Raw genomic sequence first — 13,913 nt, 5'->3', positions numbered from 1 at the left:
CTACTATCCGGCGTTTCGTGAGCCTGGTTCGTCTCCGTGCCGGGAGTGCGGGGGTCGCCGCGTCGTCATCGACCGGCGGGAGTGCAAGAGTACGCCGGCCCGGCCAACGGCCGAGCCGGCGCAACGAGGCCGACGACTCAGACCGCCGGGCCGGCCCCGCCACTGGGCACCGGCAACGCGCTGCCCTTGATGAACTCCGACCAGCTCAGGCTCCACGCCGTCCAACCGTTGCCGGCGGTGATCCTGCGCTCGGTGCCCTTGATCGTGATCGGGTCACCGATCCGGGTCTTGTCGAACAACCACCTGGCGTTCGCCATCGACACGTTCACGCAGCCGTGCGAGACGTTCTGCCGCCCCTGCACGTGCTCCGACCAGGGCGCGGCGTGGATGTACTCGCCGCCCCAGGTGAGCCGCTGGGCGAACTGGATGTCGGTCACGTAGCGGTTGGCCGGATCCGGGTCGTCGCGGGTGTCGAAGACAGTGGCTTCCTTCTTCTCCATCACCACCATCGTGCCGCTCGACGACGGGGTGCTCTTCTTGCCCAGGCTCACCGGAATGGTGCGTACCGGCGTGCCGTTCTCGAACACCGTCATCTTCTTGTTGGCGTTGTCGACCTTCATCTCGAACGAGCGGCCGATCTTGGCGGTGGCCTTGCGGTCGATGTCGCCGTACTTGCCGTTGCTCAAGGGCATCCCCGCCAGGGCGATCCGCACGGTGATGGTGGTGCCCGGCTTCCAGTACTCCGGAGCTCGGTAGTAGGCCTGCGTGCCGTTGCTGACCCAGTGCCACGCGCCCGGCTGCGGCGGGTCCGTCCTGACGAACATCCGCTTCTGCACCGCCGCCCGGTCCTTCTTCGGGATACCCGGGTGGAACTCGGTGACCACCGGCATGGCCACCCCGTAACTCTTGTCGTCGAAGAGGTACAGGCCCGACCCGATCGTCGACTTCGGCTTGGCCATCGTGGTGAAGCTGCTGGTGCCCTGGCTGCTCGTACCGTCCGACGCGCTGGCCGTCACCGTGGCGGTGTAGCGGGTGCCCCACTTCAGCGGAGCGGACGGCACCCAGGACGAACCATCGCTCCGCAGCTTGCCCTCGATCGAGCCGCCGCCGTCCGCCGTCAGCGTGACAGCCGACACCTTCCCGCCGTCCGGGAGCTTCGCGCTGATCTCCGTGCTCACCGGCCTGTTCTTCGTGCCGTTCGCCGGGCTCAGCGTGAGCGCCGGCCCACTCGGTGTGCTCGGTGTCGAAGGTGCGGCTGAGCCGGGGGTGGCGCTCACGTCCGGGGACGCCCCGCCAACGAATTCCGGCTTCTTTCCGTCGCCGCCGCATCCGGTCAGTGCCAGCGCCGCCGCCAGAGTCAGGGCGCCCACCACCGCCCCGGCTCGCGTGAACCGTGCCATGCCCACCTCTGTTCTCGCGTACCTGGCGGACATCGTGCCGCATCGACGCCGCAACCCACGTCCCGATCTTGACGGTGGTGCCCGGTTCGGGGCTTTTGCCGGCAAAGCTCGACCGAAGGGGGGACCCGGGGAACCGAATTGGAGGCCGCTCGGGAGGGGTGCTAATGTTCTCTCCGTTGCCGAACGAGCGCCGCTAGCTCAACTGGCAGAGCAGCGGACTCTTAATCCGCGGGTTCGGGGTTCGAGTCCCTGGCGGCGCACCAACGATGAAGGTCCTGACCTGGCAGATCTCTGCCGGTCAGGGCCTTTTTCGCGTACGCCGATAGTGGGCGTCGCTCGGTGGGTGCTCGGGAGCCGTTGGACGTGGCCGGGGTCGGTGGGACGCGGTGCGATGCCGGCGGACAGGCCCATGGATCAAGTGAGGCGCGCTGCCGCCGGTGCATCCCCCGGGCGCGGATGGGAGTTAGTTGTGCGTCGGATCATGCGTAGGTCGGTGCGGGCGTTGCGGTCCAGCACTTCTTTGCCTGTCGGCTACTTCAGCTCAACGAGGACGCCCGTACGGGGCAGGAGTTCGCTGACCCGTCGCGTGGTGGCTACCAGCTTGACCGGTTGAGGATCGACGACTTCCTGCGGTGGATCTCAAGCCGGACGCGCTGAAGGAGTTCATCACCTCCAACGAGGAGGCGCTGCTCTCGATGTAGGGCAGTACTGGCCAGACCATTGCTGGGTCGATTCTGAACTGATATCGGCTACGGCCGGGTACGGGTTTGGCCGCCGCGTCGGGCGGGCCAGCCGACCGGCGGCGGGGAACTGGGGCGCGCTGGTCCAGGCACCGCCCCGCCCCGGGGGTCGGCCATGACGGTGTACGTGTCGCGGTACGCCGTGGCCGGCGAGCTGGCGACAGACCGCGCAGCGGTGGTCCCGGCGGCGGTGGGACCGGGCTCGGCCGAACGGCCGCTGTTGACGCACGTCTGGCGGGTCCTGTTCGAGCAACAGGCACGGAAGCCGCCGCCGATGAGTACGGACGGAACCGGTGCTGACGAGCAGCACCGGCCCGTGCCGGCGGAGCATCTGCCGTTGCGTCCGCTCTGGCTGTGTCGCCGCTGAGCACCGGCGGCGATGTCAAAGGCCTGTTCGACCGGTTCCTCGGCTGGCCCGCCCGACACCACGGTGGGGCTGAATCGCCGCGCTGACCGCGATCTCCCGCCGTCTCACGCTCTCTCCTTCTACCGCCTTCTCGCCCGCGACCACTGATCACTTACTCCTCCGTGACGTCTGGTGACGTCGGTGCCGTGCCGGTAGGTTCGACCTCCTGAGCTCTCGTCGTCAGGTGGAGGAATCCGGCAGCGTGTCGCATGTCGAGAAGATCACTACGGAGCTACGTGCGCTGGCGGCCGGGGTCGAACGTGCACAGGATCTGGCTGCCGCTGCTGATCAGCAGGCGCAGGAGATCGCGCTGCGCGCGGCGGGTGCCGGGTTCGCTGCGGTCGCTGCCGGTATGGCGCGGGTGCGCGGAGCCATCGCCACCATCCGGGGTGGACTGGGAGGTCTGACCGGGGCTGTCGGTGATGCCACGAAGGTGGCCGCTGGTGTCCCGAGGCAGGCCAGTCCGGGGGAGACCATCAGCGGGCTGACGCCGGTGCAGAGTGCGGTCGACGGCATCCGTGACCAGACGGCCGCCACGATCACCCAAGTCGGTGAGGCGCAGCAGCTTGTCGTTGGAGTTCTGCAGGGTGGGCAGCCAGGAGGGCTGCTGCAGGCTCTGGAGAGCGTCAAGCAGGTGCTTGTCGTGCTGGTCCAGTGCACCGCTACCACCCGCCAGGCGGTAGACGCGGCGATCGCCGAGGCACGACAGTTGGGAAACTGAGCGGGGCTGGCGGTGCCGTACCGACCAGCCCTGCCTCGGTTAACACACCATCCCCCGGCAGGGGCGTGACGACGCCATGGACACGCAAGCCGACCGGAGAGCGCGGCGGTTCGCCTACCGGCCGGCGTACCCAGATTCCTCCGAGAGAAGACGCGCGCGTGCGGCGCTCCCTGGAACTGGAGAACCAGTGCGCCGATACCGTCGCTGCGGAGGGATACCGACTCCACCAGAACCCGAGCCGGCAGGAGATCGCTGACGCCCGGCTCGGTACCGGTGATTCCGGGAAACCGGGCAAGGATCCCGACTACCTGATCGAGGGACACGTCTTCGACTGTTACTCCCCGATGCCAGCGAAGAGCGTGCGAGGCGTGTGGAGCGGGGTATCCGACAAGATCACCAGCGAGCAGACCCAACGGGTGGTGGTCAACCTCCACGACTGGAGTGGCGATCTCCCGGCGTTGCAGAGACAGTTCGACGACTGGCCGATAGCAGGGTTGAAGGAACTGGTGGCGGTGACGCGCAGCGGGGCGATAATCCAGATCCTGCGACGAGACTGAAGGGCTATCCATGGCGACCGAGTACCGCTTGACGCTGGCCGGCGACATTCCTCTCGATGTGCTGGCCGGTGTCGTTGCTCCGCAAGGTGTTGAGGAGTCGGCGGTAGATGGCGGGCCCCGGGTCTTGAGTGCGGACCTCAGCGATCGGTGTGGTTACACGGTGAGCATCCACGGCGGCTCCCACGGCTACTTCGAGGCCGAAGATGGTGACGGCTCGATGTGGGAGTGGGAACCGGAGCGGTACGTCACCATCGGCTTCCGGCTGGTTAAGAGCGAATCCTCCGACCGGGCGACGCGGGAGATGCTGGCGAGTGTGGCCCGGGTGCTGGACGAGCGACCGGAGGACGCCGCGCTGATCCTCGACGCCGACTGGCTGCTGCTGACCCGCTTCTCGGGAACGCTGTGCCGGCACGCACCGAGCTGGTGGGGCGTTCACGGCGAGGACGATCTTCTCAGCCGGTAAGAGGCTCGGCGGCCAGCCTATTCCGCGACTGGCAAGGGCCTCGGCCCTGACGCGCCCGCAGACGCGAGGACTTCTTCGGCCGGCTGCGGGCGGCATGGACCGTGCGCTGGCCATCCTGGACGATCAATCTCTTTAATCCGCGGGTTCGGGGTTCGAGTCCTGGCAGCGCACTAACGATGAAGGTCCTGACCTGGCAGATCTCTGCGGGTCAGGGCCTTTTTCGCGTACGCCCCTGCGACGAGGTGCGGTGCCAGCGGCTAGCGGCGGACTGCGGCTCGTACCAGATCAGCGACGGCTCGGGAACGGCTGTGCGGGGGCCAGGCGATGACCGTGGTGACTTCCGGTGCGTCCACGATCGGCACGGCAACGAGATCATCGTTCAACTGGGATCGGGCGGAGTCAGGCACGACCAGCAAGGTCCGGCCAAGGGCGATCAGCTGGAAAAGTTGTGAGTGGCTCTGTGCCTCAGGACCTGGGCCGTCGGGATAGGTGCCGTCATTCCCGGGCCAGCGCGGTAGGGGCAGGTCGGGCAGCTTGGTCACCTCGCTCAGCTGCAAACTCCTGCGAGTGGTGAGGGGATGGCCGGCCGGGAGGATGGCGACCTGGCCCTCGGTGTGCAGTTCCTCGGTGTCGAACCCTGTCAGGTCGTCGAACGGGTGGTGAAGGATCGCGACATCGGCACGGCCGGTCCGCAACAGCCGTTCTTGTTCGCCGGGGCCACACAGCACCACGTCGACGTCGACCGATCCCGGTTCGGTGGCGTAGGCGTGCAGCAGCTTCGCGAGCAACTCGCTGGTCGCTCCAGCCTTGGTCGCCAGGACGACGCTGGCGCGACCAGTGACGGCGAGAGCTGCGCGGCGGGTGCGATGTTCGGCAGCTTCCACAGCGTCCAGCGCTGCTCGTCCTTCGTGCAGCAGGACCGCACCGGCCTCGGTCAGCGTCACCGACCGGCTGTCACGCTTCAGCAAGGTGACGCCCAGACGGCGTTCGAGCTGACTGATCGCCCGCGACAGTGGCGGCTGGGCTATGCCCAGGCGTTGCGCCGCTCGGCCGAAGTGCAGCTCCTCGGCCACGGCGACGAAGTACCGCAGCTCTCGTGTCTCCACGTGTCGAGCCTAGCCGGGAACGGAGGTGCGACGATACCTTCAGGGTATCGCCCATGACTCAGGTGGTCTTGGACGGCTTGCGGGCCGTGACTCACAGTCGAAGACATGAGTGAAACGAAGATCGCCCTGGTCACCGGGGCCAACAAAGGCATCGGGTACGAGATCGCGGCAGGCCTTGGCGCGCTGGGCTGGAGCGTGGGTGTCGGGGCCCGCGAGCAGAGCCGGCGGGACGCGGCGGTGGCACGGCTGCGGGACGCCGGCGTCGACGCCTTCGGTGTCCCGTTGGATGTCACCGACGACAGCAGTGCCGCCGCCGCAGCCGATCTGATCGCCGAACGCGCCGGACGCCTCGATGCCCTGGTCAACAACGCCGGAATCACCGGCGGCGGGCCGCAGCAGCCGAGCAGCGTCGACGCTGCCGTCATCCGCACTGTGGTGGAGACCAACGTCATCGGCGTCATCCGGGTGACGAACGCCATGCTGCCGTTGCTTCGCCGCTCGCCCTCGCCGCGCATTGTGAACATGTCCAGCAGCGTCGGCTCTCTGGCCCGGCAGTCCGGCCCCGGTGGTGAGACCTCCACAGGTCCGGTCGCTGTGGCCTACGCGCCCTCCAAGACGTTCCTGAACGCGGTGACCCTTCAGTACGTCCGGGAACTGGCAGACACGAACATCCTCATCAACTGCGCCTGCCCGGGCTTCGTCGCCACCGACCTCAACGGCTTCCGTGGCGTGCGTACTCCCCAGGAGGGTGCAGCGACCGCCATCCGCCTGGCCACACTGCCCGACGGGGGCCCCACCGGCGGGTTTTTCGAGGACGCCGGTGTGGTGCCCTGGTGACGGCTCGCGGCTCTCGCGCCGGCCCCACGAGAGCGGCCCGGTGCCCATCGGCGCCGGGCCGCTCGCGCCATCGGCGCTTCACCACTCCTGAATGCACAAGCCTCAGTAGTCGATATTGATGGCCGCGATCTGGCGGGTGCCGTTGGAGGCGATGGCAGGGCCGGCGAAGCGCGAGCTGGAGTAGGTCAGTGCCGTCTTGTGACCGGGACTGTTGAACCAGGCCTCGATCATCTGCTCGGGTGTGGCAGTGCCCGAGGACGCGAAGAGGACCTCATGGCCGCAGTGCTCGAACGTGCCCGCATCAAGGTTCTGCTTCACGCAGGCTTCCCCGGCGCGTTGTTCCGTGGCGCGCAGTGCGACCTCCGACAGCCCGAGCGCGCGGCGTCGCTCGTTGAGCAGCACCAGCAGACGTTGTTCGGCGGCGGAGACACCGGATGCCGCATTGGCAGCCTTGGGTGCCGACCTGGTCGGTGACGTGGTCGGCGCCGGCGACCTGGTCGGCTTCGCTGACCTGGTGGGCGTGGAGGTCGCTCGCGCGGTAGACGGCGATGCCTTGAGCGCCGTCGGGGAGGGCGACGCGAACGCGGGTTCGGTGGTTTCGTAGCCGGGTTCGATGATCGCGGTTGAGGGCTGGGCGCCGGTCGCGCTCGCCGGCCGTTGTGTCGGCCTGTCCGCGTAACTGGCGATGAGGGTCCCGCCGCCTCCGATCAGGGCGACGGCCGCGAAGGCGCCGACCAGGGTCTTGGGCAGAGACAGTGCCGTGACGCCGGCCTGATGCGACACCCCGCCGGTCGGCGCCACGTCGCGCAACGCCCCGGCGCTCTTCACGGGGGCGCCGGCCGGCGCGACTCCCTGCGACGTGCCGGAGACGGTGTACGCCTTGTGCGTGACGTCCGACGCGAGGCCGTCCGGGAGCGGTGTGAGCGCCAGGCCGGCCAGCAGCCGTTCGGCCGGAACCAGATCCGACGTGGCGTTCGGGCACTGCGCGCAGGTGCGAATGTGCCGCGCCAGTCGCTTGCGCCACACCTGCGCGGGCTGGCCGTCCCAATCGGACGCCGTGTCGATCAGGCCTGCGCAGCCGGGCCGGGCGGAGAGTGCTCTTACCACCAGCCGAGCGGTGTCCAACTGTGCCTTCATCCGTGCCACCCGGACGGTCACGTGGTGCGGGTCCAGCTGTAGGGCATCGACCAGGTCGGCGCGGGAAAGGTGACCGGCCTCGGCCAACCACCACAGGGACAGCAGGTGGCGGTGGTCATCGTCCAGCCAGCGAGTGGCCAGGACCACCTCCCGGCGCTCATTGGACAGGCGAAGCTTGGTCAGCGTCAGGTCCTCGAAGTCGGAGCCCGGGACGACCAGATTGTCGATGTCCTCCGGCGGCGCCGGCGTGGTGTGCTGGTACTGCCGGTAGGCACGGATCTCGTTCATGGTGACGGCCACCAGCCACGACCGGAAAAGCCGCGGATCGCGTACGCCCGCCAGTCCGCGCACGACGCTCAACATCGTGTTCTGCACCACGTCGTCGACATCCGCCGACCGATTCAGTGCCCGGCCCACGATGTTGTACACCAGTGGCAGGTAATGCGAGACCAACGCGTCCATCGCCGCCTGGTCGCCGCGGCGTGCCGCGTCCACCGCCGCCGACATGTCGGTCCTGTTCGGGTACGCGTGCTCGGTCACGCTCACAACCTCGCCTTCACGGGACATCTTCGTACACCGTGGAGATCGGTTGGCACCCGTCCAGGTCACACAAACCTGACATTGTCATCGTCCACCGCCGGCGACGACGTCACCAACAGGCTCACCTGTTGCTGTTGAGGCGGACGATGGTCCCGTTGAGGGCGGTGGCGAAGAGCGTCCACGCGACGTACGGGGCCAGTGCGACGGCCGCGACGCCGTCGGCCTGTGAGGCTCGGCGGAGCAGCACGAGGTTGGAGACGTTGAGCGCGGCGATTTCGGCCAGCGCGATGGTGGGTCTGCGGGCCTTGAAGAACAGCGCGCTCCAACCGAAGTTGAGGGCCAGGTTGAGCCCGTAGGCACGGGTGAACGCGGCGCGGTCGGTTTCGCTGGTGCGGTCCAGCACGCGGGCGCCGGCCACCGCGATCAGGGCGTACAGCGGCGTCCATACCAGCGGGAACGCCACGGGCGGGGGTTGCCAGGTCGGCTTGCGTAGCCGTTGGTACCAGCGTGAGGACGCGTCGGTGACCGTCGCCCCGGCGGCGGCTGTCACGGTGACCGCTGCCGCGGTCCTAGCCAGGGTTGGTAGTCGCATGCTGTTCAGCTACCCGGCCTGCGACGGATCAATCGCGCCCCGTTCACCGGCTGGCCGGCGGTGAAACGAGAGCGAAACGCTGTCGGAGTGTTCAGTTAGCCTCTGCGCCATGCCGATGATCACCATCACCGATGAAGTGACCGGAGCGCCGAGTGGTCCTGAGTGGACCATGGACGTCTTCGAGGAAGAGGTACGCCTCGGCGAGTTGATTCGGCGGCGGGTCTTTCTGGAGGTGGCGGAGTCCGGCGGGCACGTCGATCCGGAGGAGCGGACCCGGGCGACGCTCGAGGCGTTCGGCCGCAACGGCTTCGTGGTGCTGGTCGACGACCGGCAGGTGACGGCCCTGGACGACAAGGTTCGCCTGCACGCGGGATCCCGGATCACGTTCCTCAAGCTCGTCCCGCTGGTGGGTGGCTGATGAGCGACTCCGATCCGGAGCTGGCGCTACGCGAGCTGATCGCCACCGGCACCGGGTGGTGCGAGCAAGCCGTCGGGTCTGACTCGCGGTACGACCGTCGGGAGTACGCCAGGCAGGTGGCGGCGCTGTGCGCGTTAGCGCCGGCCGGCAGGGGCCCGGTGCTGCTCGCCGCGCTCAACGACCCGGACGGCCCGTACGATCTCGTACCCGCCCAGCGGGAGCTGCTGCCGGAGACCACCGAACATGTCCAGGTGCTCGGCGCCGCCCTGGCAGACCTTGATGATGCCGACGCGGATCCGGATCGGTGGGTCGCCGCGGCGCTGACGCTGATCAAGTACCGGCCGCAACGGCCCTACATGGGCGAACCGTGGGACGGTGCCCGTCGGAAAACGTGGGCCCGGGCGGAGAAGTTCCTGGCCGGGCGGCCGGTGCGGGTGCGGCAGGCGGTGTTCGACGGGTTGACGGTGCCCGGGGAGGACAGCGACGGGCGGCTCAAGCTGATCAAGATTGTGCTCTCGGGCGGCGGGCTGGACAGTGCCGGATGGCTCGACCGGCTGAGCGGTCAGGCGTGGCTGGGATTCAACAGGTGGAGCTGGGGGCTCACCGACCTCACCTGGGAGTCCATCCAGGCCCAGGCGCGGGCCGGACGTACCCACCCGGCGGCACTGGCGACCTGGCGTCGGACGCGGATCGAGCGCGGCTCGTACCACCTGAGCGACGAAGGCGATCGGATGTGGCCGATCCCCAACGTCGGCGAGCGGTGGGCGGATCGCGCCGTCGCCGACATCGAGGCGATGCCGGAGGAGTGTGCGGCCGCCTGGCACGCGCTGTTGGTCCACTGTCCGCTCGGCGCGGACAAGGCCAAGCCGACGACCGCCTGGCGCAAGACCGGCCGGTCCCTGCTCGACGCGGTCGGCGGCGACGAGTTCACCGCGCGTCTCGACGACTGGCTCCCGCTGGTGGGTCAGGCGCGCACCCTGCCGCTGCGCATGACGACGTGTTGCCCAGGCCACCTGGCGGATGCCTCACCAAGGACGATCGACCGCTACAACGTGGGGCTGCTGTGGGGGCTGATCTGGATGCGGGCGATGCTTCCGCCCTCGGAGGAGACCCTGCGCAGCCTCGCCCACATCGCGGAACGGGCCGCCCGCAAGATTCCCGGGCACGGCCCGGCGAGCCCGAAGCTGGCGAACCTCGCCGTTGCGGTGCTCGTCGACACCGATCACCCCGCCGCCCTCGCGCAACTGGCCCGGCTGGCCTCGCGGTTGACCTACAAGAGCACGCTCCGCATCGTCGAGAAGGGCCTGACCAAGCACGCCGAGGCACGCGGCGTCGGCCGCGAGGACGTCGAGGAGATGGCGCTGCCCGGCTTCGGGCTGCCGCTCGCGGACAAGCTGGGTGACAGCTCGTACGAGGTCGAGGTGCGCGGCATCGATGCCACAGTGGTGTGGCGCAACTCCGACGGCAAGGTTGTCAAAGCTCCGCCGGCTCAGGTGCGCAAGGACCACGGCGAGGAGTTGAAGGAGCTGAAGGCCACAGTCGCGGACATCGGCGCGACGCTGATCGGGACCCGCGACCGCCTGGAGGGGCTGCTGCGGCGCGACCGCGGGTGGACCGTCGAGCAGTGGCGGGAGCGGTTCCTGGACCACCCGCTGGCCCGGACCCTGGCCCGCCGGCTGATCTGGACCGTCGACGGCGTCGCCTGCTGCTGGGGCGGCGACGCCCTGCGGACCGTGGACGGCACGGTGTTCGAGCCCACCGGCGACGCCACGGTACGGCTGTGGCACCCGGTCGACGATCCGGCGGCGGTCCCGGCCTGGCGGGACTTCCTGGCCCGGCACACGATCACCCAGCCGTTCAAGCAGGCGCACCGCGAGCAGTACCTGCTGACCGACGCCGAGCGCGCCACCGGCACGTACTCCAACCGGTTCGCCGCACACATCGTGCGCCAGCACCGCCTCATCGCGCTGCTGTCCCGGCGCGGCTGGTCGCACGTTCGACACCGCAACGACGGCGCCAGCTACCAGGACCCCTGGCTTGCCCTTCCGGACTGGAAGATGCGCGCGGTGCTGCACATCGCCGGGATCGAGGATCAGGGCGATGACCTGATGTTCGACACGATGGGGACCGACCAACTGGTGTTCCTCCGGGGAGAACGCACGCCGGTGCCGCTGGAGGAGGTCCCGCCGGTCGTGCTCAGCGAGGTGATGCGCGACGTCGACCTGTTCGTTGCCGCGGCCGGGGTGGGCAACGACCCGAACTGGTTCGATGGTGGTCCGGACGGCCGGTACCGCGACTACTGGTCGCAGAACAGCTTCGGTGACCTCACCCCGACGGCACAGACTCGCCGGGAGGTGCTGGCCGAGCTGATTCCCCGGCTGGCGATTGCCAACCGGTGCACGTTCACCGACCGGTTCCTCGAAGTGCGGGGTGACCTGCACACGTACCGCATCCACTGCGGCTCGGGCAACATCCTGATCGCCCCGGACGACCGGTACCTGTGCATCATTCCCGACTCGGCGAAGGCGAAGGAGCCGGAGATGTACCTGCCCTTCGAGGGCGACAGCCGGCTCGGCGAGATCATCAGCAAGGCGTTGCTGCTGGCCGCCGACAAGAAGATCAAGGACCCGGTGATCCTGCGGCAACTGTGAGGCGGCGGGTGACGGCGCCGGGCTGAGGCCACGGCGCCGTCACCCGGCAGGTCAGCTGGAGGTTCGCCTCGGGAGCAGCAGCTCCTCGTGATCGAGTTCACGTTCCAGGACGCGGAGTTCCTCGTCCGGCAGGCGGCCGGAGTCGCGCCAGCGCACCAGCTCCTCGCGTTGCGCGTCGATGGCTGTCCGTCGGACACGAAGCGCCCTCTCGTACTCCGGGGAGGTGGGCAGCTCGGATGAGTCGCTCTGCTCCAGAAGGTCCAGCCGCCCGCGGTAGCGCGCCAGTCGAGCCAGCAGCTGCGTACGGGTGGTGTTGACGGCCACCGAGCTGTCCGGCTCCGCGGCGGCAACCTCGTCGAGGCGGGCCAGGGCGGCCTCGACCGCAGCCGAGCGGGCCTCGTTGCGTACGCGGGCCTGGTCGGTTTCGTTGGCGCGCAGGCCCAGCATCCGCACGAGCGGCGCGAACGTCAGGCCCTGCCCGACGAGTGTCACCAGGACGACCACGAAGGTGCAGAACAGCAGGAGGTCACGGTCGGGAAAGGGTGCGCCGCTGTTGGTGGTCAGCGGCAGGGTGAAGATCGCGGCCAGGCTGATCACACCACGGGTGCCGGACCAGCTCAGCGCCACCACCTCACGGGAGGTGAGTCGGCGGGCGTTGCGGTCGGCGCGCTCGATCTGCCGCGCGCTCCCGGGTTCGTCGGGGTCGTCCTGCTCGGAGATGCCCCCCAGCCGGGTGTGCAACGACCGGGGGAGGGATTGGGTCATCACCAGCCACGCGGGGCGCAGCAGGAGCACCACGCCGACCGATATGGCGACAGCGATGACGATTGTCGACGTGTCGTACTGACGCAGACCCTTCACGACCTCGGGAAGCTGCTGGCCGATGAGCAGGAAGACGAAGCCTTCGAGGAGGAAGTCGACCAGCCGCCACACCGCGCTGGTCTGCAGCCGGGCGGCCCCCGAGGTGAGCTGCGGTGTCTTGTGACCGACGATCAGCCCGGCGATCACCACGGCGAGCACCCCGGAGACGTGCAGTTCCTCGCCCAACAAATAGGCCACGAACGGTGTCGCGAGCGAGATGGCATTCGACAACAGTGGGTCCGCCGTGAACGGTCGGGCCAGACGTACCAGCCAGGCCACTGCCGCTCCCACGGCGACCCCGCCGACCGCCGCCAGGACGAACTGGGCAACGGCGGACGGGAACGAGAACTCACCACCCACAGCGGCGGCCACCGCGACGCTGAGCATCGTCAGCGCTGTGGCGTCGTTGAGCAGCCCCTCGCCCTGAATGATCGTGACCATCTTCGGTGGCAGGTTCACCCGGCGGCCCACCGCCAGGGCGGCCACCGGGTCGGGTGGCGCGATGGCGGCGCCGACCGCGATCCCGGCAGCGAGCGTCGCCCCGGCGACGAACAGGTGGAACCCGATGCCGACCAGTACCCCGGTGAGGAGCACCAGCAGCACGGACAGGCTGACCACGATGCGGAGGTTCCGGCGGATGTCCAACAGCGAGGAGTCCAGTGCGGCGCTGTAGAGCAACGGCGGCAGCACGATCATGAGCACAAGGTCGGGGTCAAGGCCGATGTTGGGGCCGGGGAGCAGCGCGTACACGATGCCGATGAGCGGCAGAAGCGCCGCGGCCGGCAGCCCGGTGCGAGCCGCCACCCACCGCACGACGACGATGACCGCGACAGCAGCGAGCACGAACAACAACATCGAATGGGTGCTCACCTGGCTACTTCCCCCTGGAGCGGCGCGAGGTTCTTCGGATCCACTGCGGGCTCGCGGCCGAGCCGGCCATTCGGCTCCGTTGGCGCGGCATGCAGCGGTAACGAGCGTACCCGCTTGATCAACCGGACCTGGTCGACTGCTGGCCCGGCCAGCACCGGCGACGACCACCGGTACGTCAATGTCACGGACGGGACCGGTCCCCAGACCCGGCCGGCCTGCTGCCGTGCCGGCCGGACAAGCGGTCTCCCCTGGTGCGGATCATGCCGACCTCCGTCGACCCGCACCGCGACGGCGTGTCCCGGGACCGTGCTAGCGTCTCGTCCCGTTGCCGACGAGCGCCGCTAGCTCAACTGGCAGAGCAGCGGACTCTTAATCCGCGGGTTCGGGGTTCGAGTCCCTGGCGGCGCACCAACGAGATAGGGCCTGACCTGGTGGTTCACACCAGGTCGGGGCCCTTGCGTGTATGCGGGCGGTGGGTGATTTGCCGCTCGCCGCTGACGGTCGAGGATCCGAGCGAGCTGCCTGGTAACGATGGATTGCCGCTGCCGCTGCCGCTGCCGCTGCCGCTGCCGCTGCCGCTGCCGCTGCCGCTGCCGCTGCCGCTGCCGCTGCCG

12 protein-coding genes, 2 tRNA genes and 1 pseudogene are annotated in these 13,913 nt (G+C 68.9%); 10 read left to right on the top strand and 5 right to left on the bottom strand.

The window, feature by feature from the left end; all coding sequences use genetic code 11:
• Window positions 1-137: 137 nt before the first annotated feature.
• Complete coding sequence (locus ACLQ3F_RS21860) at window positions 138-1,400, bottom strand: Ig-like domain-containing protein (protein WP_425851078.1); 1,263 nt, start codon at window positions 1,398-1,400, stop codon at window positions 138-140.
• 187 nt (window positions 1,401-1,587) lie between these two features.
• Here ACLQ3F_RS21860 and ACLQ3F_RS21855 point away from each other — a divergent pair.
• From ACLQ3F_RS21855 to ACLQ3F_RS21830, 6 genes and pseudogenes are all read left to right on the top strand, one after another.
• Window positions 1,588-1,663: transfer RNA gene (locus ACLQ3F_RS21855), tRNA-Lys, on the top strand.
• 226 nt (window positions 1,664-1,889) lie between these two features.
• Window positions 1,890-2,101, top strand: a pseudogene (locus tag ACLQ3F_RS21850) (NUDIX hydrolase); the annotation flags it as partial.
• A 154-nt stretch (window positions 2,102-2,255) separates the two neighbouring features.
• Window positions 2,256-2,507, top strand: coding sequence for a multiple cyclophane-containing RiPP AmcA (amcA, locus tag ACLQ3F_RS21845; protein ID WP_425851076.1), 252 nt, complete (start codon window positions 2,256-2,258; stop codon window positions 2,505-2,507).
• Window positions 2,508-2,748: 241 nt separating this feature from the next.
• Window positions 2,749-3,267, top strand: coding sequence for a DUF6244 family protein (locus tag ACLQ3F_RS21840; protein WP_425851351.1), 519 nt, complete (start codon window positions 2,749-2,751; stop codon window positions 3,265-3,267).
• Window positions 3,268-3,425: 158 nt separating this feature from the next.
• On the top strand, window positions 3,426-3,824 hold the full coding sequence (locus ACLQ3F_RS21835) for a hypothetical protein (RefSeq protein WP_357262971.1): 399 nt from the start codon (window positions 3,426-3,428) through the stop codon (window positions 3,822-3,824).
• Between the two features lie 10 nt (window positions 3,825-3,834).
• Entirely contained in the window at window positions 3,835-4,287 is a 453-nt protein-coding gene (locus ACLQ3F_RS21830) for a SitI3 family protein (protein WP_425851074.1), read from the top strand.
• A gap of 257 nt (window positions 4,288-4,544) precedes the next feature.
• Here ACLQ3F_RS21830 and ACLQ3F_RS21825 read toward each other — a convergent pair whose 3' ends face one another.
• Window positions 4,545-5,393 carry a LysR family transcriptional regulator gene (locus ACLQ3F_RS21825; protein ID WP_425851072.1) on the bottom strand — a complete coding sequence of 283 codons (849 nt, stop codon included), beginning with the start codon at window positions 5,391-5,393 and terminating at the stop codon, window positions 4,545-4,547.
• A 105-nt stretch (window positions 5,394-5,498) separates the two neighbouring features.
• Here ACLQ3F_RS21825 and ACLQ3F_RS21820 point away from each other — a divergent pair, with 105 nt between their 5' ends.
• Entirely contained in the window at window positions 5,499-6,230 is a 732-nt protein-coding gene (locus tag ACLQ3F_RS21820; protein ID WP_425851071.1) for an SDR family oxidoreductase, read from the top strand.
• A 102-nt stretch (window positions 6,231-6,332) separates the two neighbouring features.
• Here the strand turns inward: ACLQ3F_RS21820 and ACLQ3F_RS21815 are convergent, their stop codons facing one another.
• Together ACLQ3F_RS21815 and ACLQ3F_RS21810 are read right to left on the bottom strand one after the other, a co-directional pair.
• Entirely contained in the window at window positions 6,333-7,907 is a 1,575-nt protein-coding gene (locus ACLQ3F_RS21815; RefSeq protein WP_425851070.1) for a sigma-70 family RNA polymerase sigma factor, read from the bottom strand.
• Window positions 7,908-8,028: 121 nt separating this feature from the next.
• Window positions 8,029-8,499: a TspO/MBR family protein gene (locus tag ACLQ3F_RS21810; protein WP_425851069.1), complete on the bottom strand. Its 471-nt coding sequence runs from the start codon at window positions 8,497-8,499 to the stop codon at window positions 8,029-8,031.
• Between the two features lie 109 nt (window positions 8,500-8,608).
• Between ACLQ3F_RS21810 and ACLQ3F_RS21805 the strand changes: the two genes are divergently transcribed.
• A complete protein-coding gene (locus tag ACLQ3F_RS21805; RefSeq protein WP_357199367.1) occupies window positions 8,609-8,917 on the top strand; it encodes a hypothetical protein in 309 nt (102 codons plus the stop codon).
• Window positions 8,917-11,568 carry a DUF4132 domain-containing protein gene (locus tag ACLQ3F_RS21800; RefSeq protein WP_425851068.1) on the top strand — a complete coding sequence of 884 codons (2,652 nt, stop codon included), beginning with the start codon at window positions 8,917-8,919 and terminating at the stop codon, window positions 11,566-11,568. Before ACLQ3F_RS21805 ends, ACLQ3F_RS21800 begins: the two co-directional genes overlap by 1 nt.
• Window positions 11,569-11,619: 51 nt before the next feature.
• On the opposite strand, the gene ACLQ3F_RS21795 is transcribed toward ACLQ3F_RS21800, so the two are convergent.
• Window positions 11,620-13,284 carry a Na+/H+ antiporter gene (locus ACLQ3F_RS21795; protein ID WP_357199434.1) on the bottom strand — a complete coding sequence of 555 codons (1,665 nt, stop codon included), beginning with the start codon at window positions 13,282-13,284 and terminating at the stop codon, window positions 11,620-11,622.
• 350 nt (window positions 13,285-13,634) lie between these two features.
• On the opposite strand from ACLQ3F_RS21795, the gene ACLQ3F_RS21790 reads away from it, so the two are divergent.
• Window positions 13,635-13,710, top strand: a tRNA-Lys gene (locus ACLQ3F_RS21790).
• The last annotated feature ends 203 nt before the right edge of the window (window positions 13,711-13,913 follow it).

The organism is Micromonospora sp. DT15 (assembly GCF_049841475.1).
Lineage (GTDB): Bacteria > Actinomycetota > Actinomycetes > Mycobacteriales > Micromonosporaceae > Micromonospora.
This window is presented reverse-complemented; position numbering and strand designations above follow the sequence as displayed.

Bases quoted from the DNA above. Each gene is read 5' to 3' on its own strand.
- ACLQ3F_RS21795 (WP_357199434.1), bottom strand. From the start codon at position 13,284: ATGTTGTTGTTCGTGCTCGCTGCTGTCGCGGTCATCGTCGTCGTGCGG.
- ACLQ3F_RS21860 (WP_425851078.1), bottom strand. From the start codon at position 1,400: ATGGCACGGTTCACGCGAGCCGGGGCGGTGGTGGGCGCCCTGACTCTG.
- ACLQ3F_RS21805 (WP_357199367.1), top strand. From the start codon at position 8,609: ATGCCGATGATCACCATCACCGATGAAGTGACCGGAGCGCCGAGTGGT.
- amcA (WP_425851076.1), top strand. From the start codon at position 2,256: ATGACGGTGTACGTGTCGCGGTACGCCGTGGCCGGCGAGCTGGCGACA.
- ACLQ3F_RS21830 (WP_425851074.1), top strand. From the start codon at position 3,835: ATGGCGACCGAGTACCGCTTGACGCTGGCCGGCGACATTCCTCTCGAT.
- ACLQ3F_RS21800 (WP_425851068.1), top strand. From the start codon at position 8,917: ATGAGCGACTCCGATCCGGAGCTGGCGCTACGCGAGCTGATCGCCACC.
- ACLQ3F_RS21820 (WP_425851071.1), top strand. From the start codon at position 5,499: ATGAGTGAAACGAAGATCGCCCTGGTCACCGGGGCCAACAAAGGCATC.
- ACLQ3F_RS21810 (WP_425851069.1), bottom strand. From the start codon at position 8,499: ATGCGACTACCAACCCTGGCTAGGACCGCGGCAGCGGTCACCGTGACA.